General features: G+C 53.2%; 16 protein-coding genes. 3 read left to right on the top strand and 13 right to left on the bottom strand.

Going from position 1 to position 23641, the window contains the following annotated elements; genetic code table 11:
* Positions 1-249: 249 nt before the first annotated feature.
* The 8 genes from G445_RS0103350 to G445_RS0103385 all read right to left on the bottom strand — a co-directional run bounded on the left by G445_RS0103350 (position 250) and on the right by G445_RS0103385 (position 9743).
* On the bottom strand, positions 250-1026 hold the full coding sequence (locus G445_RS0103350) for a glucosamine-6-phosphate deaminase (protein WP_022866153.1): 777 nt from the start codon (positions 1024-1026) through the stop codon (positions 250-252).
* A gap of 83 nt (positions 1027-1109) precedes the next feature.
* A complete protein-coding gene (locus tag G445_RS0103355) occupies positions 1110-1811 on the bottom strand; it encodes an N-acetylmannosamine-6-phosphate 2-epimerase (RefSeq protein ID WP_022866154.1) in 702 nt (233 codons plus the stop codon).
* Between the two features lie 86 nt (positions 1812-1897).
* The gene (locus tag G445_RS0103360; RefSeq protein ID WP_022866155.1) at positions 1898-3031 is read right to left on the bottom strand and encodes an ROK family protein; all 1134 of its coding nucleotides are present in this window, start codon (positions 3029-3031) and stop codon (positions 1898-1900) included.
* Complete coding sequence (locus G445_RS0103365) at positions 3028-3951, bottom strand: dihydrodipicolinate synthase family protein (RefSeq protein WP_022866156.1); 924 nt, start codon at positions 3949-3951, stop codon at positions 3028-3030. Before G445_RS0103365 ends, G445_RS0103360 begins: the two co-directional genes overlap by 4 nt.
* Before the next feature lie 6 nt (positions 3952-3957).
* On the bottom strand, positions 3958-4821 hold the full coding sequence (locus G445_RS0103370) for an ABC transporter ATP-binding protein (protein ID WP_022866157.1): 864 nt from the start codon (positions 4819-4821) through the stop codon (positions 3958-3960).
* 9 nt (positions 4822-4830) lie between these two features.
* A complete protein-coding gene (locus G445_RS09500; RefSeq protein ID WP_022866158.1) occupies positions 4831-6960 on the bottom strand; it encodes a dipeptide/oligopeptide/nickel ABC transporter permease/ATP-binding protein in 2130 nt (709 codons plus the stop codon).
* Position 6961: 1 nt separating this feature from the next.
* Positions 6962-7918 (bottom strand): ABC transporter permease, encoded by a 957-nt coding sequence (locus tag G445_RS0103380; protein ID WP_022866159.1) that lies wholly within the window; start codon positions 7916-7918, stop codon positions 6962-6964.
* A gap of 229 nt (positions 7919-8147) precedes the next feature.
* Positions 8148-9743, bottom strand: a complete 1596-nt coding sequence (locus tag G445_RS0103385) for an ABC transporter substrate-binding protein (RefSeq protein ID WP_022866160.1) — start codon at positions 9741-9743, stop codon at positions 8148-8150.
* Positions 9744-10102: 359 nt separating this feature from the next.
* On the opposite strand from G445_RS0103385, the gene G445_RS0103390 reads away from it, so the two are divergent.
* On the top strand, positions 10103-10888 hold the full coding sequence (locus G445_RS0103390; RefSeq protein ID WP_022866161.1) for a FadR/GntR family transcriptional regulator: 786 nt from the start codon (positions 10103-10105) through the stop codon (positions 10886-10888).
* Between the two features lie 22 nt (positions 10889-10910).
* On the opposite strand, the gene G445_RS0103395 is transcribed toward G445_RS0103390, so the two are convergent.
* Together G445_RS0103395 and G445_RS0103400 are read right to left on the bottom strand one after the other, a co-directional pair.
* Entirely contained in the window at positions 10911-15608 is a 4698-nt protein-coding gene (locus G445_RS0103395; RefSeq protein WP_026420916.1) for a DUF3418 domain-containing protein, read from the bottom strand.
* A gap of 97 nt (positions 15609-15705) precedes the next feature.
* The gene (locus G445_RS0103400; protein ID WP_022866163.1) at positions 15706-17256 is read right to left on the bottom strand and encodes a hypothetical protein; all 1551 of its coding nucleotides are present in this window, start codon (positions 17254-17256) and stop codon (positions 15706-15708) included.
* 477 nt (positions 17257-17733) lie between these two features.
* Here G445_RS0103400 and G445_RS0103410 point away from each other — a divergent pair, with 477 nt between their 5' ends.
* Positions 17734-18750, top strand: coding sequence for an endonuclease/exonuclease/phosphatase family protein (locus G445_RS0103410; RefSeq protein ID WP_026420917.1), 1017 nt, complete (start codon positions 17734-17736; stop codon positions 18748-18750).
* Between the two features lie 246 nt (positions 18751-18996).
* Positions 18997-20136: a trimeric intracellular cation channel family protein gene (locus G445_RS10770; RefSeq protein WP_051126996.1), complete on the top strand. Its 1140-nt coding sequence runs from the start codon at positions 18997-18999 to the stop codon at positions 20134-20136.
* A 241-nt stretch (positions 20137-20377) separates the two neighbouring features.
* On the opposite strand, the gene G445_RS0103420 is transcribed toward G445_RS10770, so the two are convergent.
* The 3 genes from G445_RS0103420 to G445_RS09510 all read right to left on the bottom strand — a co-directional run bounded on the left by G445_RS0103420 (position 20378) and on the right by G445_RS09510 (position 23567).
* Positions 20378-21130, bottom strand: coding sequence for an iron ABC transporter ATP-binding protein (locus tag G445_RS0103420; RefSeq protein WP_026420918.1), 753 nt, complete (start codon positions 21128-21130; stop codon positions 20378-20380).
* A gap of 116 nt (positions 21131-21246) precedes the next feature.
* The gene (locus tag G445_RS0103425; protein ID WP_022866168.1) at positions 21247-22449 is read right to left on the bottom strand and encodes an iron chelate uptake ABC transporter family permease subunit; all 1203 of its coding nucleotides are present in this window, start codon (positions 22447-22449) and stop codon (positions 21247-21249) included.
* Positions 22449-23567: an ABC transporter permease gene (locus tag G445_RS09510; protein ID WP_022866169.1), complete on the bottom strand. Its 1119-nt coding sequence runs from the start codon at positions 23565-23567 to the stop codon at positions 22449-22451. The genes G445_RS0103425 and G445_RS09510 overlap by 1 nt, the downstream gene beginning before the upstream one ends.
* Positions 23568-23641: the final 74 nt, after the last annotated feature.

A 23641-nucleotide genomic window follows, 5' to 3' on the forward strand; every position in this document is an offset into this window, starting at 1 on the left:
GTTCGCAACAACCACGTTCGCAACAACCACGTTCGCAACAACCACGTTCGCAACAACCACGTTCGCAATCCGCACGGTTTACAACAAGTGTACCCGTGCCAATGTGCGCGAAATTAACAATGCTGTTCCATATGCGCGCAGAATCCGCGTCCTTGTTCCATATATGCGCAAAATCTGCGTCCTTGCCCCATATGCTCAGTGTTGCCGATGTTATGGCAACCCGTGCGGGTCACGTTATAACAAGGGAAATTACTGAAGATTCCAACGATTACGGTACAGTTCCGTGAGCTTGAGCTGGCTGGCGGCCGCTTCGTCGACAAGAACCGTCACATCTGGGTGAAGCTGAAGAATGGTGGCGGGCCAGAACGCGCTCACCGCGCCCTCTACGAGCTCGCGCACGGCATCCGATTTCCCCTCACCGAAAGCGAACAGCACAATCTTGTCCGCATCCATAATGGTTGCCAATCCCTGAGTCATGCAGGTTGTGGGAACCTTGGATTCGTCGTTGTCGAAGAAACGTGCGTTGTCCTTAATCGTTTGCGGGGCAAGAGCCTCAACGTGTGTGCGAGAAACAAGTGAACCGCCCGGTTCGTTGAAACCGATATGCCCATCGGCGCCAATACCCAAAATCTGCAAATCCACTCCGGCATCCGCAATGGCTTCATCATAGGCCTCGGCGGCGTCATAAGGAGTTTCGAAAGTCCCGCCGTGCCCCGGCGTGTGCAAGCCTTCTTCCGTCAGCCCCGTTTTGTCATCGCCCACGAGCTCGCGACGCAACACATTGCGGTAGGACTCGGGATGATCCGAATCTAAGCCAACATACTCATCCAGCGCGAAAGCCTTCGCCTTTGCGAGACTAAACGTGCCGGCAGCGTGATCCGCACGAAGATGAGCATAAAGCTTATCGGGTGTGGAACCCGTTGCGACACCAAGATGAGCTTCCGGGTTTCCCGCAAAAAGCTCATTAATCATATCTGCGCCCACCCGTGATGCTTCATCAGCAGTGGCGAAAATTCCGATACGCATTTTCTCTCCTTTAGTTGCGTGTTTCGAAAACGTAGTGATTGTTATAAAAATGTACGACGACGAAGCGCGTTCCACACCTCGATTTATGCGTGCTTGCCCGCGTCCTCTACAGCAGAGCGGAACCACGTGGTAATCGTCGTCGGGTGGGTAATAGCTGTTCCCACGACCGCGCACCACGCGCCAGCCTTAATAACGGCCGCAGCGTGTTCAGGAGTGTGGATACGCCCTTCGCACACAACGGGGTGGTTGGGGAGCGCCTCAATAATCTGGGCGAGAAGCTCAAAATCCGGGCCGTCTGTTTTCGGGCGATCCGGAGTATAGCCCGAAAGGGTTGTGCCAATAAGGTCCGCCCCGGCATCGGCTGCACGCAAAGCGTCATCGAGGCTGCCGCAATCTGCCATAACCAGCGCGCCATGCTTATGCAGAGGCGCCACGTTATCCGCAAACGTGAGACCATCGGGGCGAGGGCGAGAGGTTGCGTCAATAGCAACAATATCCGCGCCGGCATTCACGCATGCGCGTGCGTGGCGAAGGGTCGGGGTGATATATACACCCTCATGGCCTTCTTTCCACAGGCCGATAACGGGCACATCCACCTGCCCTTTAATGGCGGAAATATCGGCAAGACCCTGGCAACGGATAGCGGCAGCGCCTCCGCGTTCGGCGGCGAGCGCCATTTGAGCCATTGTTTCCGGGTGGCGTAACGGTTCGCCAGGATATGCCTGGCAGGAAACCACGAGTTTGCCTCGAAGTGAAGCGATCAGAGGATTGAAAAGCTCGGTCACGGTTGTTAGTTCCTTAGATCGAAATGTAGGTATTTGGAAAAGTTGAGTGTTTGTAAATTGTGGTTGGGCAACGCCTAGGTCGCGTTTTACGTAGCGGTGTGCGCTGGTTCGTCGTCGTTCATTATGGAATCGAAATAGACGGCAGCTCCTATCAATGGGGCCGAAGAATCGAGGGATCCCTCAATAACGAGGGTTTGACCAATAAGGTTCATAGCTTGATCCATGAACCCTTTGTGCAAGGCGTTCCACCAATATGCGCCAACGTGCGTGAGCGAACCGGAGAGAATAATGACGTCGGGGTCGAAGGAATTTGCGAGCCCGGCAATGGTTTGCCCGAGCGCGAAAGCTCCGTCGATGAAAATTTGGCGTGCGAATTCGTCGCCCTGATCGGCGAGCTGTTTGAGTTCAAAACCTCCGCGCACGAGTGCGGGGCGGGAGCGATCTTCGCGCACCTCGTAGTGTTCTTCAGGAATATTCTCGACGACACCCGTGATACTTCCTGCAACCTTTTCGGCGTAAGCTATTTCTTCATCGGTGAGTGTGCCGGATTCAATTTGGCGTGCGGCGTAGAGCCGGGCTGCGCCCGAACCCGATGCCGCGGTTTCGATATGGGAGGTACGTCCGCACGAACACGTCAGTCCGTGCGCGGTTTCGTGGTAGAGATGGCCGAAATGGCCGGAAACTCCGTTGGCGCCACTGACGAGTTTGCCACCTACGATGGCGGCACCTCCCAGGCCGGTGCCAACGGCAAAAATGAGGGCGTTTTGTGCCCCGCGCCCCGCGCCATAAGCAACTTCTCCAAGTCCGTGGCCGTGAACGTCATTGAGGACGGCAACGGGGAGTGAAAGGTGGGCGCGTAAAGCCGGGCCGAGAGGTTGCCCAGCCCAGCCGGGCATCGTGTCTGTTGCCGAAGCAATCGCTCCGGTGACAGGATCAATAACTCCCGCGCTGGAAACTGCAATGCCACGCGGTTCAATACCTTCTTCGCGGGCAGTTGCTAAAAGTTGTTTCGCAAAGTCGAGGATAGTCGCGAGCACGGTAGCCCCGCCACGTCCGGCATCCGTGGGAACAGAAGCCTGATGTGAAATGTTGGCTTGGGTGTCCGTGAGGGCGACGAGGGCTCCCGCGATTTTTGTGCCCCCGATATCCAGCCCGAGGAGAGGGGCGGTGGTGGCCACTCCTCCCTTCCCGGACTGGACGAATCGGTTGCTGTTCATCATGACAGGAGATTACTTTCAGCGAGAACCTGACGGATCGCTTTAATATTGTCACCTTCCAGGCGTGCCACGGGGCGTGGCATCTGGTTGGTGGAGATAATGCCGAGTTCCTTCATCGCCGTCTTGAAGGCGCCAACGCCTGCGCCGAAGCCGACAACACCCTTGGGAACTACGGTGATGCGCATGAGGTCCGCGAGGTAGTTCTGGATTGAGGCAACCTTGCCCCAGTCGCCCGCCTGCGCGGCATCCCACTGCTGTACATAGGGATCGGGGTAGACGTTCGCCAAACCCGGAACGGCACCATCTGCGCCACCAAGATAGGCTCCATCCACCACCACTTCATGCCCGGTGAGGATATTGAGAGGATTGCCTTCCTTGTGGTTCATTTCCAGGAGGAAACGGAAACCAACATCATCGCCTGAGGAATCCTTAACGCCGGTCAGAACACCTTCCATGCCGAGTTTTAGGAGAAGATCGCCAGGAAGTTTCTTGTGGACGCATACGGGGATGTCGTAGGCGAAAAGGGGGAGGTCAACCGCGTCGTGAATGTAACGGAAGTTGGCTTCAATTTCAGCCGTACCCGCGATTGCGTAGAACGGTGCTGTGGCGACGATACCATCAACACCGATGGATTGCGCTACTTTGGCGTGTTCAATCATGCGTTCTGTTTGCATGTCGATAACGCCCGCAAGGACGGGGACGCGTCCATCCACTACGCGAACCACTGTTTCAAGAATTTCACGACGGCGTTGATCCGTTGAGAAAACGACCTCAGATGTGGAACCGAGAACAAACAAACCGTGAACTCCGGCGTCGATCATCCGGTTGAGGGAACGTTCGAACGAGGCTACATCAAGTTCGCGATCTTCTGTCAGTGGCGTGACTGTTGGGGGGAATACGCCCCGGAATCGTGTGTCAGCCATGTAAATTTAGCCTTCCAATTTAGGATGAAGTAGTGATGGGGCCGCGCCCAAAAGGGTACGGGTGTAAGGATCTTGCGGATTGTTGAGAACATCCTTAGCCGGCCCTGTTTCCACAATTTGACCGTGGTTCATCACCGCAATACGATCCGATACGTAACGTACCGTTTGAATATCGTGGGTAATAAAGACCATGGCCAAACCGAGATCCTTTTTGAGGTCGGTAAGGAGATTGAGAATCTGGGCGCGAACAGACACGTCCAGCGCGGATGTTGGTTCGTCGGCGATAATCGCGTCGGGGCCTACCGCAAGTGCGCGAGCAATAGCAACACGCTGACGTTGCCCACCGGAGAGCTGGCCAGGAAGAGCGTCAAGTGCTGAATGAGGCAAGCCTACAAGCCCAATGAGTTCTTTGACGCGATTGTTGCGTTCCTGCTTGGTTCCAATGTGATGAACAATCATGGGATCCAGGAGCTGTTCGCGCACCGTCATTCGGGCGTTGAGAGCGGTTGCGGGATCCTGAAAGACCACGGACACCACGCGCCCAATGTGTTTACGCTGTGTTGCGGTACGTTTTGTGACTTCTGTTCCCTTAAAGAACACTTTTCCTTTTGTGGGGGATTGAAGTCCGCACATCACGTTCGCGGTTGTTGATTTACCGGATCCCGATTCGCCGACGATACCGATTGTTTCGCCCGGAAGGAGAGAAAGGTTTACTCCCTGCACGGCTTTCACAAGGTTCGGCTTGAAAATGGAGCCTGTTCGCGTACGGAAGGTAACATCAACGTTACGCAGTTCGATAATGGGCACGTTTCCTTTTGCTTGAGCATGGGAGCCACGTGGCGCGGTTGCTGTATCGAGTGTTGCAGTCATGATTCCCTCCTATTCCTGTGTCATGGTGGTATCGGTTGCTGCCGCAGTTTCATCGGCGACGATGGTTGCGGAAGAAACGTTCGGTTTCCCGGTTGCTTCGACTTCTGCTTGCCCGACGAATGCGCGACGGCTTGTTGGTGGCCCATAGTTTGGGTACGCACCGGCCGTATTTTGCTGTACGAGTTCGGGCTGGGCCGCGTAGAAGTGCCAGGTGTTTTCTACTCGCGTCATGACTGGGCGCGTATTCAGGCCAACCGTGGGGTGGCTGGAACGCGGTGCGAAACGATCGCCCTTGGGGAAATCGCGCGGGGAAGGAACGGTTCCGGGAACCTGGTGGAGTCTTCCAGCGCCAGCTTCGATGGAAAGAACGGAGCCGAGCAGGCCACGCGTGTATTCGTGGCGAGGATCGGTAAGAAGTTCCTTCGTGGAGGCTTGTTCAACAACCTGGCCGGCGTACATTACGGTGATGGAGTTGGCGACTTCGGCAACGAGTGCCAAATCGTGGCTCACAAACACCATGGCGAAGCCGAGTTCGCGCTGGAGGCGGTTGAGGAGTTCAATAACCTGTTGCTGAACTGTTACGTCCAACGCGGTTGTGGGTTCGTCGGCGATAATGAGCTTCGGGTCGCGAGTAAGAGCCATAGCGATAAGGACGCGCTGGCGCTGACCACCGGAAAGTTCATGCGGGTAGGATTCGAGGGTTCGCTTCGGATCCAAATCGACGAGCTTGAGGAGTTCTTCCGCGCTACGTGTTCCGCCACGCTTTGTCAGCTGCTTCATTTGAGCTTTGATGAGCATGGACGGGTTGAGCGAGGAGAGAGCATCCTGGTAGATCATGGCGATTTCGTGCCCGCGAAGCGCATTGTGTTCCTTGGGGGTGAGCTTCAACAGATCTTTTCCGTTGAAGAGGATCTCACCGGAAATCTTTGCGCTACTGTCAAGGAGTCCCATAACGGTCAGTGAGGTAATGGATTTACCGCACCCGGATTCGCCCACGAGCCCCATTGTTTCACCGGGACGAACGTTGAAGGAAACATTATCGACGACGTTAACATCTCCGTGGCGCGGGAACTGGATGCACAGGTTGCGTACTTCCAAAGTGGGTGGTTCTTGGGATGTTGATTCGAAGCGATCGTTTCGTTGTTCTTCTGCGGCTTTGAGTTCCGCGAGTCGTTGGACGAGAGCGTCATGCTGTGCTTCGTATGCGGCAACAGGGTCAACGAGGATGCGATCCTGTTCGCGCTTTGCGTTGGCGTCCACGTTATCGGGAACCGCGGGAGCCTTGGGCGCTGCCACCATGGCATCCGTGAGGCCTTCGGAGAGAATGTTGAGGCACAGCACGGTAATCATGATTGCGAGGCCGGGGAAGAGGGCCTGCCACCAGCGACCAAGAAGCACGCCACTTCGTGCGTCGGCGAGAATATTACCCCATGTGGGGGTTGGTTCTCCGATGCCGGCTTGGATAAAGGAAAGAGATGCTTCGAACACGATTGCATCGGCGACGAGAACGGTGGTGAATACCATGACGGGGGCGATGCAGTTACGTGCAACGTGCTTGACAAGAATCCATGGCGCGCGGGCACCTGAAACGATGACGGCACGTACATAATCTTCACCGTATTCGCTCATGACATTCGCGCGAACAACTCGGGTGAGCTGCGGAATGTAGAGGAAGCCAATCGCCATAATGATAATGGGCAAGGTATTTCCGAAAACGGAGACGAACACGGCAGCAAGGGCGATGCCCGGGAAGGACATAATAATGTCCATAACGCGCATGATTACTTCGGAAATGCTTTTTCGTGTAACGGCTGCCAGAGCACCGAAGATCGTTCCGAAGATAAGAGCAAATGCTGTTGCCGCTAAACCAATAACAAGGGAGTATCGAGCGCCGTAAATCATGCGGGAGAGAATGTCTCGCCCTTTTTCGTCGGTACCAAAGAGGAATTCACCATTTGGTTCCTGGCGCGCTAGTTCAATTTTTAGGGGGTCATGTGGAGCGATAAGTGGTGCCAAAATCGCCACTAAAATTAAGAGGAGAATAACGATTACTGAAATCTGTGCACCCAGTGTCATGTTGCGGAAACGTTTTGCGCGGATCTTGGGTTGTTCCATTTTTTCCGTGAGTTTACGCCTCATTTTAGACCTCCCGGATTCTCGGGTTGATGAGAACGTAGAGCATATCAACCACAATATTGATGATGATGAAGGCGAGTGCCACAATGAGCGTTACGCCCTGAACGAGTGTTGGATAGTTTTGCTGGACACCTTCAAGAATTGCTTGTCCCATGCCGTGCAAATCGAAAATAACTTCAATAACAACCGCGCCACCCATGAGGTAACCGATTCGCAAACCAAGAACGGTAATGGGGGAGATGAGCGCGTTGCGCAAAACGTTGCGGGAAACGACGACGGATTTTGGAATACCGGCACCAATGGCGGTACGGACGTAATCGCGATCAAGTTCTTCTACCATCGAAGTACGAATAACGCGCGTAAGAGATCCTGCAACGGGAAGTCCCAGGGCGATGGCGGGTAGTGCCATACGTGCCAACCATCCACCCGGATCTTCCGTGAAAGGGGGAAGGGGGCCGGCGGCCGGTAAAATATTCATGTTCACTGAGAAGAGAAGAATCATCAGCACAGCGAGCCAGAACGACGGGGTGGCAATAAAGGCAATCGAGAATACGCGGATAACTTTATCTGGCCAGCGATCGCGGTAGAGAGCCGCAAGGACGCCGAAAATTACCGCGATAATGACGGCGATAATAAGACCGAGGAATGTCAACTGCATCGTGATCGGGAAGGCTTCTCCAACACGTGTTGCCACGGAAGCTTGATTAGGGCCGTATGTCCCCAAATCTCCATGGAAGAAGTTGACGAGGAAGTGCCAGAATTGGACGATCCAGGGGTCGTTTAGTCCCATGAGTTGCCGGTATTCTTCTAAAGCTGTGTCAGAGGCGCCTTCGCCAAGTGCCGAGTAGGCTGGGTCAATCTTTGAGAATGACATAAGGAAGAATACGAGAATAGCAACTCCCAGAACCATAATCGGGAGGACGGCGAGGCGTCGCCCGATGAGTCTGAGAAGATTATTCACTGCTGTCTCCTAAATGCTGATGTCTATATCGAGCAGTAGGTTGGTGTTGCGTATGTGTGTCAATGTGACGGTTAGCAAAATTTACATTATGTAGGCATGTATTGCGTGAATACGCAGGAAGAAATTGTGTGAATCGGGGGTAGGCAGGATAGATGCTCTACCCCCGATTCGTTATATGAAGGAAATGAATGAAAATGTAACGCGATATTTATTCGCGTGTTACCACGCCCTACTTCTTTGCTGGAGCTGATCCTGCGTTAATGAAGTCAAGTCCCGTGGTGGAGATCGGTGCAAAGTTGGTGACCTTGTCCTTGTTGTAGGCGGTCAACACTTGGCGATGGAAGAGGGGATAAAGTGGCACTTCTTCGGAAAGAAGATCGAATGCCTTATTCCATTCTTTCTGCTGTTCGTCGCCCGTAAGGGTAACGGCCTTGTCGAGAATCTTATGAAGTTCGGCGAACTTCGGGTTGCTCTTCCAGTGTGTACGCTTCTGGGTCCACACGTTATCTCCATACCACCAGTTCATGAGGAGATCGGGATCGTTACCGAAGACGGAAGGATCGCCGGGTGCAAGAGCGACGTCGAAGGTTGCATTTTCGATATCGAGCTTGTTGGAGTACAAAGAAGCAGATGCCTGCGTCTTGATTTCTGTCTTGATTCCGACCTTTTCAAGATCGTTCTTGATCTGCGGAGCAAGAGCTGTGATCCACGGATGGTCGGTGGTTTCCAAGGTGATGGAAAGGTTTGTTACACCAGCTTCTTTCAGAAGCTGCTTTGCCTTTTCGGGATCATTCTTGTACACAACTTTGGCTTCGTGGAAGTTCTTGTTATTTTCAGCAAGGAAGGACTTTGCGGCCTTTGCCTTGCCGGAAAGGGCATTGTTGATGAGCTTATCGGTATCGATAGCGTAGAAGAATGCCTGGCGAACCTTGTTGTTGTTGAATGGAGCCTTTTCTGTGTTAAAGAGGAGGAAGGGGAGGTTGAAGCCCTGAACGGCTTCAATCACGCCACCTGCGCCCTTAATCAGGCTTTCGGCGTCAGCTGGAGCTGCTTCGATAACATCCACTGTTCCCTGCTGGAAAGCAGTTGTGCGGGCGGTATCGTCCTTGAGAATTTGCCACTCCATCTTATCGGCAGTTGCGGGGAACTTACCGTTGTAGTTGGTGTTCGGAACGAACTTCACGGCTTTCCCATCAATGGATTCATACTTCCACGGACCGGTGCCGACAGGCATCTTTGTCAGTTCATCGTCGGTTGCCTTAGCGGGAACAATCTTCACCAAAGGCAAGCGGTTCTTGACGAGGGAGAAGGGGTGCTTCAGCTTGATAGTGACTGTGGTGTCGTTCTTCTTTTCAACCTTGTCAATGAAGCTCAGCATCGGAACGTAAATATTTCCGGGCTTAAGGGTGCGTTCGAAGGACTTGACAACATCGTCAGCGGTAACAGGATCGCCGGTGGAGAACTTGGCACCGTCGCGAAGCTGGACTTCGTATTCGGTATCGCTCACCTTGACGGGTTCATCTGTTTTGGCGAGAGCGCGATATGGTTTGTAATCACGCATATCGAGTTCATAAAGGCCTTCTACCACGTGGAGGTTCCCGCCGAGGGGTAGAGCCTGTGAGGTGGAAGAGGGATGGAAATTACTTCCTTCGTATGCGATGGCGGCTTTAATAACGCCACCCTTTGCGGGCGTTCCGCTGGGGACAGTTGCGTTGCCGCCACCTGACTTGTCAGCGGTTTTACCTCCACCGCAACCAGCTAGTGCCAGGCAACTTGCCGCTGCGATAGCGACGAGCTTGGCGCCCCATTTCTTTGTTATGGACATGTGAAGAGTTCCTCTCCGTTGAGTTTCACTTTCGAAAGTGATTGCAAGCAATCAACCTGTATATGTTGCCTTGGCGGATTCGGTTGGGCGATGTAACAAGAAGTAAAACATCTGGTTGTACCGCAAATCGTAAGCACCAAGGGCTATACATAACATCTAGATTAATTTGTCCGACAAATTCTTGCAATATGATTTAGCGATACGAGATAAAGTGTGAGATAGGCCACTCTGTAAAAATCTTTCTGAGATGCAGTTCATAAAAAATCCGCTAATTTTATTACGCATGTAACGCAAGTCTCATTATTGTTTAAAGCCTTAGTTTATTTGTACAGATTTGTCCGATGAGTTAAGGTAAATTTGTGACACTCAATGAAGAGCGCGAAAAAACATTGCGCCAAGTACTCGATGTTGCGGCTGGGCACGCCCCGCCGCAAGTTAATCGAGTCGATGAAGTCATGGAAGCCGTTAAGCAACACATTGTCACACATAGGTTAAAATCCGGAGACAAACTTCCCACCGAAGCCAAACTTGTTCAAATGATTGGTGCTTCTCGATCCTCCGTGCGCGAAGCAATATCCAAACTTGAAGCCCTCGATATTGTGACATCACGTCAAGGAAAAGGGACAGCCGTCGGAAAAATGTCTTTCATTCCTCTCATGGAATCCGTCATGCTACGTTCCTCCTCGGAAACATCCTTCCCCAACACCAACGTAGATGTCAAAGCCATTCGAAACGTCGTTAATATGCGTCGCTATCTTGATTTAGGTATGAGCGAGAACGTTGTTGCCGCACTTCGCGGAACACGTAACCAAAAACTGCACGCTATCGTCGACGAAATGACGGAAAAAGCATTGCGCGGAGAAAATTTCCAAGAAGAAGACGTCCGTTTCCACACCGAAATCGCATCCGTTCTCGACAACGAAATCGCCTACGAAATGGTTATTGCCCTGTGGCTCGTCCACGCGCGGGTCATGCACTATCTCGAAGGAATAGAAGAGCGCCTCCTTGAAACCGCTCTCGCCCACAAAAAAATCCTTGAGGCGGCCGAAGCCGGAAATATTTTCGCCTATCGCGGTGGCGTGATTGACCACTTCCGCCCTATTGAGCGCCTTCTTGACGACCTCGTCCCCAAGGACGACGAATAACTGCAAACCCCCGTCGAAAAAATTACGCTTGAATCGTGGCAAGCAATTTTTCGATACGCTTGACGGAAACTTTCCCCTTCGTGCCCAGTTGCTGAGCGAAAAGCGAGACCCGCAACTCCTCAACCATCCACCGCGCCTGCTCCACAACTCGCGCAGTTGCGGGATCGAAAACCGAATATTCCGCGGTTTTTTGGGCGCTGGCCACCTGCTCTTGGATAGATGCGACCTGCCAGGCAAGCGCGTCATCCGCACTCGGATTCACCTGCGCTTTCTCAATGCGCATCATGACGGCTTTCGCATACCTCGGCAAATCCCACAGACGCTCGTGCGGAGTAGTTCGGATAAAACCATCCGGCATAAGCGCATTCATGTGCGCCCGCTCATCGCTGACAGTCGCCAACAACGCCACCGAGGAATTCTCCCTAATCAGGCGGTCCACATGGCCACGCGCCGTATTCGCCTCGCCAACCGCCTGAGCAATAAGGAAAATTTCGTCCTCGAACTCGTCTCGCGCCCACGCCACAAGCTCCCCAAACTCGCGAGCGCTACGCATTTCCTCCGGCGCACACTGATTATCTGCACCCCAGCGATCCGCGAGGTTGCGCGCGGCTGCCCACTGAAGATCCGCAACGAGCGCGGACGTTGCCGGGTAGGGCGTTGCCGCAAGCGCCAGGCTCAAATCCCCGCCCCAGCGCGAAGTGACGCGCGCCTCGGGTAGCGCCAAAGCATTAGTAAGAAGCTGAATCACGCCGAGCCTGTGCGTTCGGACCTGTTCGCCAGGATCTGCGCAGGCATCCAGGTAGACCTTTTGCTTGCGTTCTCTGAGGGCCGGATATGCACGAACCGTCATGCCGAGCGGTCCATCCATATCGACGACGGCCGGCAGCACACCGCCGTCTGTTGCAGGCCAAGTTGTCAGTGCGGTAGAGGCGTGAGGTGGGACGGTGGCCGGTTCGGCAGCGGTGTTTGCGTTGGCCGGTGTGTTAGGTGCGTCAGGTGCGGTAGGCGCGCCCTGCGTTGCCTTCGGTTGGTGCCCTCGCGAACCGTTTGCGTAATGTTTCCTAGAATTTGCGAAGGCTTCTTGCTGCAGTTGCCTGCGTGCCTCGTCAAGGGCGCGAGATACTGCGGTTTCCACAACTTCCTCGACAGCTTTTTTACTGTGTGGGGCGAGTTTTATTTGCAGATGCTCCAGCGATGTTGATTCCTCAAGAACGGCTCCGCGTTCACTCACAATACGGAAATTCACGCATAGATGCGGGGGAAGTTCGCATTCTTTCCACGCATCTTTATCAATGTCAACGCCGCGAACCTTAAGAGCCGCGCGCGTAAAAGCCTCCTCAAAGCTCAAAGTTTCCTCAGCACCCTGCGAGGAAACTTGCTCTCCTACAGCGGGGAAAGGGAGGGCTTTCAAAATATCGGCGGCGGCGTCGGGTGCCGGCACAAGGCCGCGACGTATCCGTTTCGGGAGGGCGCGAATTGTGCCAATCACGAGTTCCTCACGCATACCTGGAACGAGCCAGTCAAAACCAATGTTATGCACTTGCGGCAACACAGAAACGGGGATATCGATGGTGATTCCGTCCCCGTAATGTCCTGGCGAGAATGAGTAGGACATGGGGAATTCTAGGTCGCCTTGGCGCCACACTTCGGGGAAATCGCCCTCGCGCGCATGCGCATCCCCCAGCAAAAATTCCTGCGTAAAATCAAGCAAATCCGGGGTTTTATGGCGTTGTTTTTTCCACCAGTTATCAAAATGACGCCCGGACACAATACCGTCGGGAATTCTTTCGTCGTAGAACGTTGCGAGCGAGTCGCTATCGGCAACAAGTCCGCGCACACGCAACTTATTTTCCGTTTCCGTGGCTTCTTCCAGCGCTTCGCGGTTGCGTTTCAAAAATTCGTGGTGTGTTCGCCATTGTCCTTCCACAAGTGCGTGGCGGATAAACATATCGCGGGCAAGTTCGCGGGAGGCGTCGCTACCCGTGCGTGCGAGGAGGACGGGACGGTCCGCAACAAGGGTGAGTCCGTAGAGTGTCACTTTTTCTTTACACATGGCCGCGCCGTTTCGGCTTGACCAGTACGGTTCCGTGTAGGTTGTGCGGGTGAGGTTTTTCGCGAGTGGCTCGATCCATTCGGGTTGGATCAATGCGACTGTGCGTGCGAAAAGTCGCGATGTTTCGACGAGCTCTGCCGCCATCACCCAATCGGGGGTGCGCCGGTGAAGGCCCGAACCTGGCCATATGACAAAGTGGGTGTTGCGTGTGCCGGTGTAATCGCGGGTACGTTCCGTGTAATTCCCAATATTTGAGAGAAGGCCGACGAGGAGGGAGCGATGGATACTTCCGGCTTCCGGAGTGTTACTTCCACGCCCCATGTCACGGCAGGCTTTGGCAACCGCACGTGAGCTGAATGTGTTGCGTGAGCTGAATGTACTAGGAGGGTACGCCCTGTTGCTAGTTTCTCCAGGAGTCCTATCGTCCCCATTGCGGTGCCCGTTTTCTTCGACGGCGTGTTGGGGATAATTTCTTTCTTCAGGGGCACGTTGGGGTGATTTTCCTTCTTCGACGGCGCGAATATCTGCCCGGGAAGGCAGGGTCAAGGGGCGAGTGTTCAAACCGAGTGGGCGAGCCATTTCTTCAAGTTGGCGTACCACATCCACCCACTCGCGGAAACGCAAATAGTTCAAGAATTCTGCCCGGCACATGCGCCTAAAAGCGCTCCCCGAAAGTTCGCGTTGCTGGGTGCGCAAATACCGCCACAGTGTAAGGTAGGCAAGGAAGTCGGAGGAGGCGGCATTGAAGCGGGCGTGAAGCTGATCCGCCTGCACTCGCATCTCTTCGGGGCGCTCGCGAACATCTTGGACGGAGAGCGCAGCCACCAACACAAGAACCTCGGACGCGCAGGCAAGGTTGTTCGCCTCTATGAGCATTCGCCCAAGGCGCGGATCAATGGGCAGGCGGGCAAGCTGTTTCCCAATATGCGTCAGGCGCGATTCTCCATGACGGTTCGTTCGTATCGCCCCGATTTCTTCCAAAAGTTGAGCGCCAGCGCGCACCGCACGAGCTTCGGGCGGGTCAATGAAAGGAAAATCCTCAACTTTTCCCAAGCCGAGCGCGAGCATCTGCAAAATCACGGATGCGAGTGAGGTGCGCTGAATTTCAGGTTGGGTAAATTCGGGGCGTGCCTCAAAATCTTCTTCCGAATACAGGCGGATCGTGATTCCGTTTGCCACGCGCCCGCATCGCCCGGATCGCTGGTTAGCGCTTGCTTGCGAAATGGGTTCAATGGGGAGGCGTTGGACTTTGGTTTTGTTGGAATAGCGGGAGATACGCGCGGTTCCGGGGTCGATAACGTAACGAATTCCGGGAACCGTGAGCGAGGTTTCCGCAACATTCGTCGCCAAAATTATTCGACGATATTTTCCCGGCGTGAAAATCCTGTGTTGCTCGGCTGCGGATAGGCGCGAAAAGAGGGGAAGAACTTCCACTGCGCCGGGCACATTGCTCGTGCCACCTGGGGCAATATATCGGGAGCCGAGTTCGTCCTCGAAGGCTTTCTGGGTATCACGAATTTCGCCTTCGCCGGAGAGAAAGACGAGAATATCGCCTTCCCCTTGCGACATGAGTTCGTCGGCTGCCAAGAGAATTCCGGTCACCTGATCGTGGGCGCTGGCGCGTCCCGGCGTTTTCGGTTGAGCTAATCCGGCGGAGCCTTTCGTCCGCGAATGCTGGGCTAATCCGGCGGAGCCTTTCGTCCGCGAATTCTGCGCATGTTGTGTATGGTGACGTTCTCGCGCTGAGCCTTGCGTATGTTGTTCTAGGCTATTTTTGTTACGACGATGGGCATACCCATCAAAGTCGCCACGAACATTTGGCTCTGAATCGCGAATTTCGTCTGCTACGTCATCAGTCGACTCGGGGTCTGCTCCGTCGTAGATATCGTCGTCGAGGGGGCGGTAACGAATTTCTACCGGGTAGGTGCGTCCCGAAACCTCAATAATAGGTGCGGGTGCGTAACTTTTCGCGCTTCCTGCCCCAATAGCTGTGTGTGATCCAAAATGTTGCGCGAAGCGTTCCGTATCAATCGTTGCGGAGGTAATAATGACTTTTAAATCGGGGCGACGAGGCAAGAGGCGTGCAATATATCCGAGGAGGAAGTCAATGTTTAGGCTACGTTCGTGTGCTTCGTCGATAATGAGGGTGTCGTAGCGGGAAAGTTGCGGATCCGTTTGAATTTCTGCGAGGAGAATACCGTCCGTCATGAGTTTCACGAGGGTTTGGCGCGTGACTTCTTCGGTGAAACGCACCTGATACCCGATGGTTAGCCCGACTTTTTGCCCGAGTTCACTAGCAATGCGTTCGGCCACCGAGCGCGCGGCAATACGTCGAGGTTGCGTGTGCCCAATCATTCCCGTAATTCCACGCCCAAGTTCCAAGCAAATTTTCGGAAGTTGCGTTGTTTTCCCCGAGCCCGTTTCGCCCGCAATAATCGTCACCTGATTGTTGGTGATTGCACGGGCAATATCTTCCCGACGGGCACTCACGGGTAACGTTTCAGGGTACGTTATCGATGGAACGGAGGCGCGACGCTGTTCGAGTTCTTCGACGGTAAACGGCCGAAAAGCCTGACGTTTGGAGCCACGAGGTCCACGTGGCCCTCGACGTTTTGCCCGGGAATTATTCACGTTACGTTGATTGGATGCGGAATTTTGAGAACTCATATCGCTTCCATTATTCCATGCAACGTGTGTGCGGGCGTAACCGGCGCAGGGCGATTCGCCCCAGCTCACTCACCTATTATTTTATGAACGGAAATTCTTAGTATAGGGCGTCCTCTAGCTCCTCAGCGATGGTGAAAGACATTCCTGCAAGACTTCGTAGGTAGAAACCGATACGTGAACCAAGATATTGCTCTATGGTGCGGATATCGCTTTTGAGGCTATCGTATGAGGACTTTGTTTCCTCGTAAAAACGCTTTTCAAAATCTTCATATCTCAAAGAGTCTAAGAAATCAAAGAAGGTGGCGGATGAACTCAAATAGTAGTACCCGTTTTCCTCCACGAACGTGAGAGCAAGAGTACGGCCTTCTCGGAAATAGTTTTTTAACTGTAACTTTGGAGATCCTGATGTATCTCCTCTGCCGTCGGGGTGTCTGCCTGGGGACCAGGACTGGATGGGCAGATAGAAAGCACCATCACGGATACCGAAGTATGTTGAGGAACCTTTATATAATGGCCCCCAGAATTTAGTGATGGGAACAGCAGTGCCAAGTCGCGTTTTGTAGCTTTTCCCAAATTCGATGATGAAATCTGCCAGAGGGCCCCGACCTTTTTCGGAAGGACGTTTGCTTTGTAGGCCACCGAACACCATGATAAGACGCCGTTCTGTCATGGATAGATAGGGGAGGAGTTCATCCGGGGATTTTGCGTTGAGCAATGCTCGACCCGCACTTTGCGCAGCATCTTCTACACGTCGCTCATGTGCTGCCACGCCTTCCCAATCGGCATTCCAGTTAGGGGAGCAATTGCCTCTATCCTGGCAACTGTTGAATGCTAGCGTCATGGTGGGAGAAAAATACCATTTCTCTTTTTCTTTAACCATAACCAAATCTAAACGACCTTTGCTTCCAATCGGCACAGGTCCGTTCTGCTCCAGTTGTTTTTCAATTTCATCAGCTGTTGAGCGCGCCTTTTCTTTGTCCATAATGTTTTCGAACGCCTGAGCTAGCTGTTCCTTGTTCTTCACACGAGGGGTGATTGTTCCTTTAGCTTTGGCGATTGCTATAGTGCCACTCATGTTCTGGGGGTCTGAAATTTTAAGCCGGGACGTGTCGTATTCCACCGAAGTGATTATTTGCCTAATGTCTGCTAACGACAAAGCATTATCGCTGTTTTCGTGTCTGCCGCGAGGGTTTCGCGAGTTTGCGTCACTAACAATATCGCCGGTTGCAAGGAATGGATCTATGAACGTTTTTTCAGATGGCGCATAGAGCTTAAGGAATTGCGAATAGTCCTTTTCGTCGACGATATTACGAATATTTGCCGTGATTTCTTCGGGAGAATCAAATGCCTGAGCCGGAGGAAGAGCTAATTTTTTCTCGGTAAAGAAGAACCACCATACTCCACCGCTAAGAGCCAAAAGGACGACGAGAACCGCAGCAATTATCGTATAGAGTTTCTTGCGACTTTTCTTTGGGGGTAGTGAGGTGGACGCGGTGAATTGGGGCTGAGGCATGTAGGGCCCGTTCCCTTGAGGGTGGGCGTAGGGGTGAATATTTGGCGCACCTTGGGCAAACGGCTGTTGGGCTCCGGGCAAATTTCCTTGTGGCGGTTGATTGGGGACTTCAAAGGAGGGGGCTGTAGGAGCCATACCCCCTTGGGGTGAGTAGTTTTGCGCGGGATTTGGAGGTTGAACGGGAGGCTCCCAGTTATTTGGGAGAGGTTGCGGGGGTAGGGGTGACGACGGCGGAGGTGGTGGCGGTGGTGGCGGTGTCGTGTTTTCAGGCATGTTGTTCACTCCTCGCGTGAAATCCGCAAAAACTTATAACCTAATAATAAATGATAAAGCATACAAATTTTAGGACGCCTGCATTATTTCCTCTGAATATTTTCAGGCGTGGCGATTAAAGTAACGTTAGTGTGCAACGCCGGCTCGCCTCGCGAAGCACACATTTTCGCGAAAAAGAGTGTGTTTTTATTGCGTGGAAAACGGGTGATTTCACACGCCGTCGTGCACATCATTGAAAAAACATCGTGCCTTCAGGGTACAATCCAGTAGTCACGCGCCGCTAGCGCCCAACAAGGCAACGAAGAATCGCGTGAGGTTTTGCAACGAGGAAGGAAAAATATGCGACTGCTGAAATGGGGGATGGCTGCACCTATTATCCTGCTTGCCATCTACACAATTCAGCCCGCCTGGTTTGGTCCCTTTGCTTCCTGGGCAACATTCTTGCCCGGTGCGCAAATTATTGCTCTGCGTGGATGGCTCGTCGTAGGGTTTGCCGTTCTTGCTGTCGCAACAGGTGTGTTGTCCGTCGTTTTCCGCTGTTTCGGTTCTGCGCATGCCACACGTGTTCTCGCCCTTGTTCTTACAGGAACTGCCCTCTGCCACGCGGGCACAATCTATTTTCGCGGATTGGGCGACGATGACCTCACGGTTGCCCCGCAAAAAAACGACATAACCGTCATGCAATACAACACCGAAGGCGGACAAGTTGATTTTGACGCCGTGGCAGATAATATTGTGAAAAACCATGTTCAAGCGGTGTCCCTCGTCGAAACATCAACCCAAGCTGGAAAAGATATGGTGAAGAAACTACGCGCTCGAGGGCAGGAGTTTCAGTTTTTCCATCAGGGTGTGTCCCGGTGGGATTCGGATTGGCGTTCCTCCGTGTTGCTCGTGAACAAAAATCTTGGCACGTATGTTCCCCTCACCTTTGAGCACGACGGCAAGGGCACGCAACGCACTCTTGGGGCACGCCCCGAAGAACCCAATGGTAAACCGGCATTTATCTCCGTTCACCCCGTTGCGCCCGTACCCAAATATATGGAGGAATGGCGCGAGGAAGTAACCAATATCTACACCATGTGCGATACCCGAAAGGACGCCATTATTCTTGGGGATTTCAACTCCACCCGCGACCATCAAAAAATTCTAGGCGTGGGCACATCCTGCATCGATTTATCGAAGGATGCCGGAATTGGCGGGTGGGGGACCTGGCCGGCAAAAACGCCTTCACTATTGGCTTCCCCCATTGATCGTGTCCTTACGGGCGGACATTACCGTGGCGTGGGCGGATCGGTTCTTAATAATGGGGGATCGGATCACCGCGCCGTTATTGTGCGTATTGCGCCGGAGAAGTAAAGGGTGTGTTGTCCTGAACAGTAAGCGGGCGCGTTGTTCCGGGCAGTAAAAGGGTGTATTGCGCGGGGAGCCGTGTATTGTGTGCGTTATTCCGAGCTCTAAAAGGGTGCGTTATTCCGAGCGCTAAAAGGATGTGTTGTTCCAAACAGTAAAGGGCGTATTGCTCTGGGAACCGTGTATTCTTTTCCGTTCTCGCAAAAAAACCACGTATTTAATTTCCTTGCCACTACGGCTTAGACTAGTTGCGTGACATTGGAATTTTTAGCGGATTTGTACCCCATTATTTTCGATACCCTCGATATTGCGGGAGTCTTTATTGCGGCCGTTTTGGGCGGCATGGTTGCGCGCGAAATGCGGTTCGACCTTGTCGGTTTCGTCGTTGTCAGCATTATTAGCGCCCTGGGTGGCGGAATGTTGCGCGACGTCCTCATCGGTAACGCACCCGCTCTTCAAGCTCCGCCTGTTGCCCTCACTAATCCCTACTATTTGAGTTGCGCAATTCTTGGAGCGCTCGTCGCATATCTTTTGCGCATTCGCGGGCGCTGGATTAACCGTGTCATGATTACTGCGGATGCTCTTGTTATTGGTTGCTGGACAGCTACCGGGGTAATGAAAACTCTGAACGCGGGCTACTCCTATATTCCTGCCATTATGATGGGTGTGATTACCGCGGTTGGTGGCGGGCTTATCCGCGACACCGTTGTTGGGCGTACTCCGGTTATTTTCGGTGGAAATACCCTGTATGCGACGGCTTCGCTGATCGGCACAATACCTGCGATTGGTTTGTGGCTTCTCCACATGCCATCGACGGCGATGGTTGTGACGACGTTAACCTGCGGACTTATTGCCACGCTCGCTAAGAAGTACGAGTGGGCGTTGCCCCAAAATAGAGATTATTCGGTTAACGATACTTTGGTCCAGGTCACGGATTCTGTGACGCGACGCCTGGCATCTTTGCGAGATAAAGAGAACCGGTTGGAGCGGCAAAAGCAGCGTGAGGAAAAAGCTACACGTGACCGTCACAAATCGGCAATGTCTTTGCGTGCCCGCGCCCAACATACGCGCCGCGGGGAAGGAAAAACGGAAACATCGGCAAAAGTTGCGACGAAAAAGGCGCCCTCTGCCCATAATCCGAATCCGCAATCCGCGTCTGCCACACAAAAGTCGGGCGTGCAGAAACAAAGCATGAAAAACGAGGTGCCGGAGTGGAGGCCACCGGAAACGATTATGCCTCCTAAACCTCGCGGACGTGTGAAAAAACATCGCGATATTGCAAAGCATCAACGCGAAGGCGCGAATCAGCATCGCGTGAAACCGGGAGGTTTGGGCTGGTTGCTAGGGGCCGTGCGCAAGTATCGCAAGGGCGATTCCCGCAACGAATCATAAAGGTAAGCCCGCCAAAATCGCACCAAGCCCGCAACGAATCGTCAAGGCAAGCCCTGCAAAAAGCGCAAGGGCGATCCCAACCAAGTACTGTAAGGGCAAGTCCCGCACATATCGCAAGGGTAAGCCCGCAACGAATCGTGGGGCTAAGCCCTGCCAATTACCGCAAACCGCACCAGTGCGGGCCTACAACAGATGCAAGGTAGTTTTCCAGACACCTTTTTCGTCGTCGTACGTATTAACGTTAGTACACCGCAACGGGACCCTTGGGGCCTTCGATAACGTAAATTTCGGCGTCGAAAATTGTGGAAAGGCGCTTCGAATCCATAATTTCTTTCGGCGTTCCCTGATCCACAACGCGCCCCTCTTTCATCGCAATAATTCGATCCGAATAGGTGGAGGCAAAATTAATATCGTGGACCACAAGAACAACCGTTCGCCCCAGCCGGTCAGCGACATCACGCAAATGCGCCATCATGTGAACCGCGCGCGAAATATCGAGGTTGTTGAGAGGCTCATCAAGGAGAACAAGGTCGGTTTCCTGGGCGAGAACCATGGCAACGTAGGCACGCTGGCGTTGCCCGCCGGACAGTTCGTCAAGGTAGCGGTGCTCTAGTTTGGCTAGATCAAGGAAATCAATGTACGTCGAAATGATTTTTTCGTCGTTTTTATTGAGACGCCCTTTAGAGTAGGGGAAACGTCCGAAACTCACGAGCTGGCGCACCGTGAGGCGGGTGACGAAATGATTTTCCTGCCGCAAAATTGCCACGATTTTCGCCAAATCTGAGGATTTCGAGCGCGTCACGTCCATGCCCGCCACGCGGATAGCGCCTTCGTCGATGCGCATGAGGCGCCCAATCATGGTCAGCAGCGTGGATTTTCCTGCGCCGTTCGGGCCGATGAGCGAGGTAATACCGCCACGTGGAATGTTGAGGTTAACGGGACCAATCTTTACCTCGTCCGTGTAGGAGCGGACGGTGTTCTCCGCTTCAATCATAGGGGCTGAGACGTCTGCTGCGCCTTTGCGTTTCCTACGTAAACCCTTTGTTTTCGGAGGATTTTCGCGTTTCGCGGTGACGGTATCTTTGTTTGGAGTGGTATTGCTTTGTGTGCTCACAAACGTCCCTTTCGTAGAATGACGACGAGGAAGGCCAGGCCCCCAACAAGTTCAATAATGATGGATACAACGCCTTCTGCGTAGAAAATATTTTTCATCACAAAATAGCTACCCATGAGGATGGCGTACCCGATAGTAACCGCCATGGGGAAAAGGTAACGGTGGTCATGAGTTGAGGCAGCCTGGTAGGTGAGGGTTGCAACGAGGAACCCGAAGAAGGTCATGGGGCCTACAAGCGCCGTGGATACCGCCATGAGGAAGCCGATGAGGGTGAGGCACCACATGAGAAGTGGCGTGTGGCGTATGCCGATATTTACCGCAACGTCACGTCCCAGGGTGATTGCGTTAAGTTTTCGCGACGACGCAATCAGTAGCACTCCGGCGATTCCCGCCACGATGAGGGCAAACGTGAACATTTCGGCCTTTGCGTTTGAAATAGAACCGAACATGCGCGCTGTGAGCACATCGAATTCCGACGGGGAGAGCATGCGTCGCATAAATGACGCTAAGGAATTTAACCCCGCGCCCAAAATAAGGCCAACGAGGAGCATAACACGCAGGCTTCCGAGTTTCCCGCGAAGTAGCCACCCATACAGAAGAATAACCATGCCGACCATAAGGAGAACCTGTGTAATGAACGCAAAATTCCCCGTGAAGGCAATAAACCCTGCAATACCGAAGAAATACATGGTTGACGTGTGAATCAACGAATAGAGTGCTTCGAAACCCATAATGGAGGGCGTTAATATTCGATTATTCGTAACTGTTTGGAACGCTAGTGTTGCTAATGATTGACAGAACGCCACAATAATAATGGTGATAACGGCTTCACGCCGAAGCTGCACAATAATCCAGAACTCTTCTGTCCCAAACTCTGCAGGGTTATCCCACAGCATGTAAAGAATGGTGGCTGCAATGCTGAAGATAATGCCCGAGGCGAGGAGAACCCAGTAGCGCAGTGCATCTCGCGTTTTCGCAAAGGAGTGTGTTGCGCGTTTGGGGGTGGAACTTTTCGCAGTCGATACGGATGTTGCCACGGTGTCGTCGCGGTTTTCTGGAGAATTATCCATGTTCGTGCTATCCGTTGTGTTTGTGGAGGGTTTCGTTCCCGTGCCGCCGGTTTTTATTGTGGAGGCTTTCGTTCCCGTGCCGGTTTCAGTTGTTGCTACGGCATATTTAGGCATCGTATTTTTTGTCATTATCCGAGCCTCCTACGTTGCTTCAAAATAAGCGCGATGAAAACGAAAGCACCTAAGGTTCCCAAAATTAACGAGACCGGGATTTCAAAGGGAGAAATTAAGGTACGCGACACTAAGTCGCACGCCATAATGATTCCCGCGCCGAACAAACATACCCACGGGAGGTTGGAACGTAAATCGTCGCCACGAATAAGGGAAACAATATTGGGGACGACGAGACCAAGGAACGGAATATGCCCGATAACGACGGTGATAACCCCGCATGTGAGGGCAATAACGGCTGTTCCAAGGATGACGATTCTGTTGTAGTTAATGCCAAGGCTTGTGGCAATCTCTTGTCCTAGGCCCGCGACGGTGAGGCGGTCGGCGAGGAAAAACACAGCGATGGCGCTAAACAAAACAACCCACAGTGGTTCATAGCGTCCGGCTTCCACCATGGAGAAACTTCCTTGGAACCACGTGCCCAGGCTTTGCAACATTTGTGTTTTGAGGGCGAAAAATGTGGTGATGGAGGAGACGACCGCGCCGAGCATCATACCCACGATGGGGACGATCACGCTGGAACGTAAGGTGACGCGTCGGAGGAAGGCGAAGAACACCATGGTGCCACCGAAGGCGAAAATAATGGACAGAATCATGCGTGGCATAATCCCCACGTCGGGGATGAAAACATAGGCGCAAAGCAATCCGAGGGATGCCCATTCTGTTGTTCCGGTTGTTGTGGGTTCAACGAATTTGTTTTGGGTAATGAGTTGCATGACGAGCCCGCACATTGCCATGGAGGCGCCGGCTAGGAGGAGCGAGATTGTGCGGGGGAAGCGGGTAATCCAGTACATTGCTTGCCCGTCTTTGTGTTCGCTGATTTTGTAGACGCCGGTTGTCATCGACAGGTAGATGAGGATACCGAGAATCGCAAGGCCGAAAATGAATGCGATGGTGCTTCCAGCGCGGGTTCGACGGCGCGGTTTTTTCGTGTTTTCAGGGGAGGTTGCCCCGGGGTGTGCCCGGTGTTCTGCCTGATCTTCGGCGTGGAGGGAGGTGGGTAAGGATGCGCCATATTCCTCCACGTTGGAGCTGGTGTGGCGTGTAGCGGGTTCTGAAGAGGGTGTAGTTGTCACGAGATACCTCATAAAAGGCGAGCCGACTAGCGGGGACCGCTGGCCGGCTCGCCTAGGAGATGATAGTTCATGTT

The sequence above is a fragment of the Actinotignum urinale DSM 15805 genome, from assembly GCF_000420445.1.
Taxonomy (GTDB): domain Bacteria; phylum Actinomycetota; class Actinomycetes; order Actinomycetales; family Actinomycetaceae; genus Actinotignum; species Actinotignum urinale.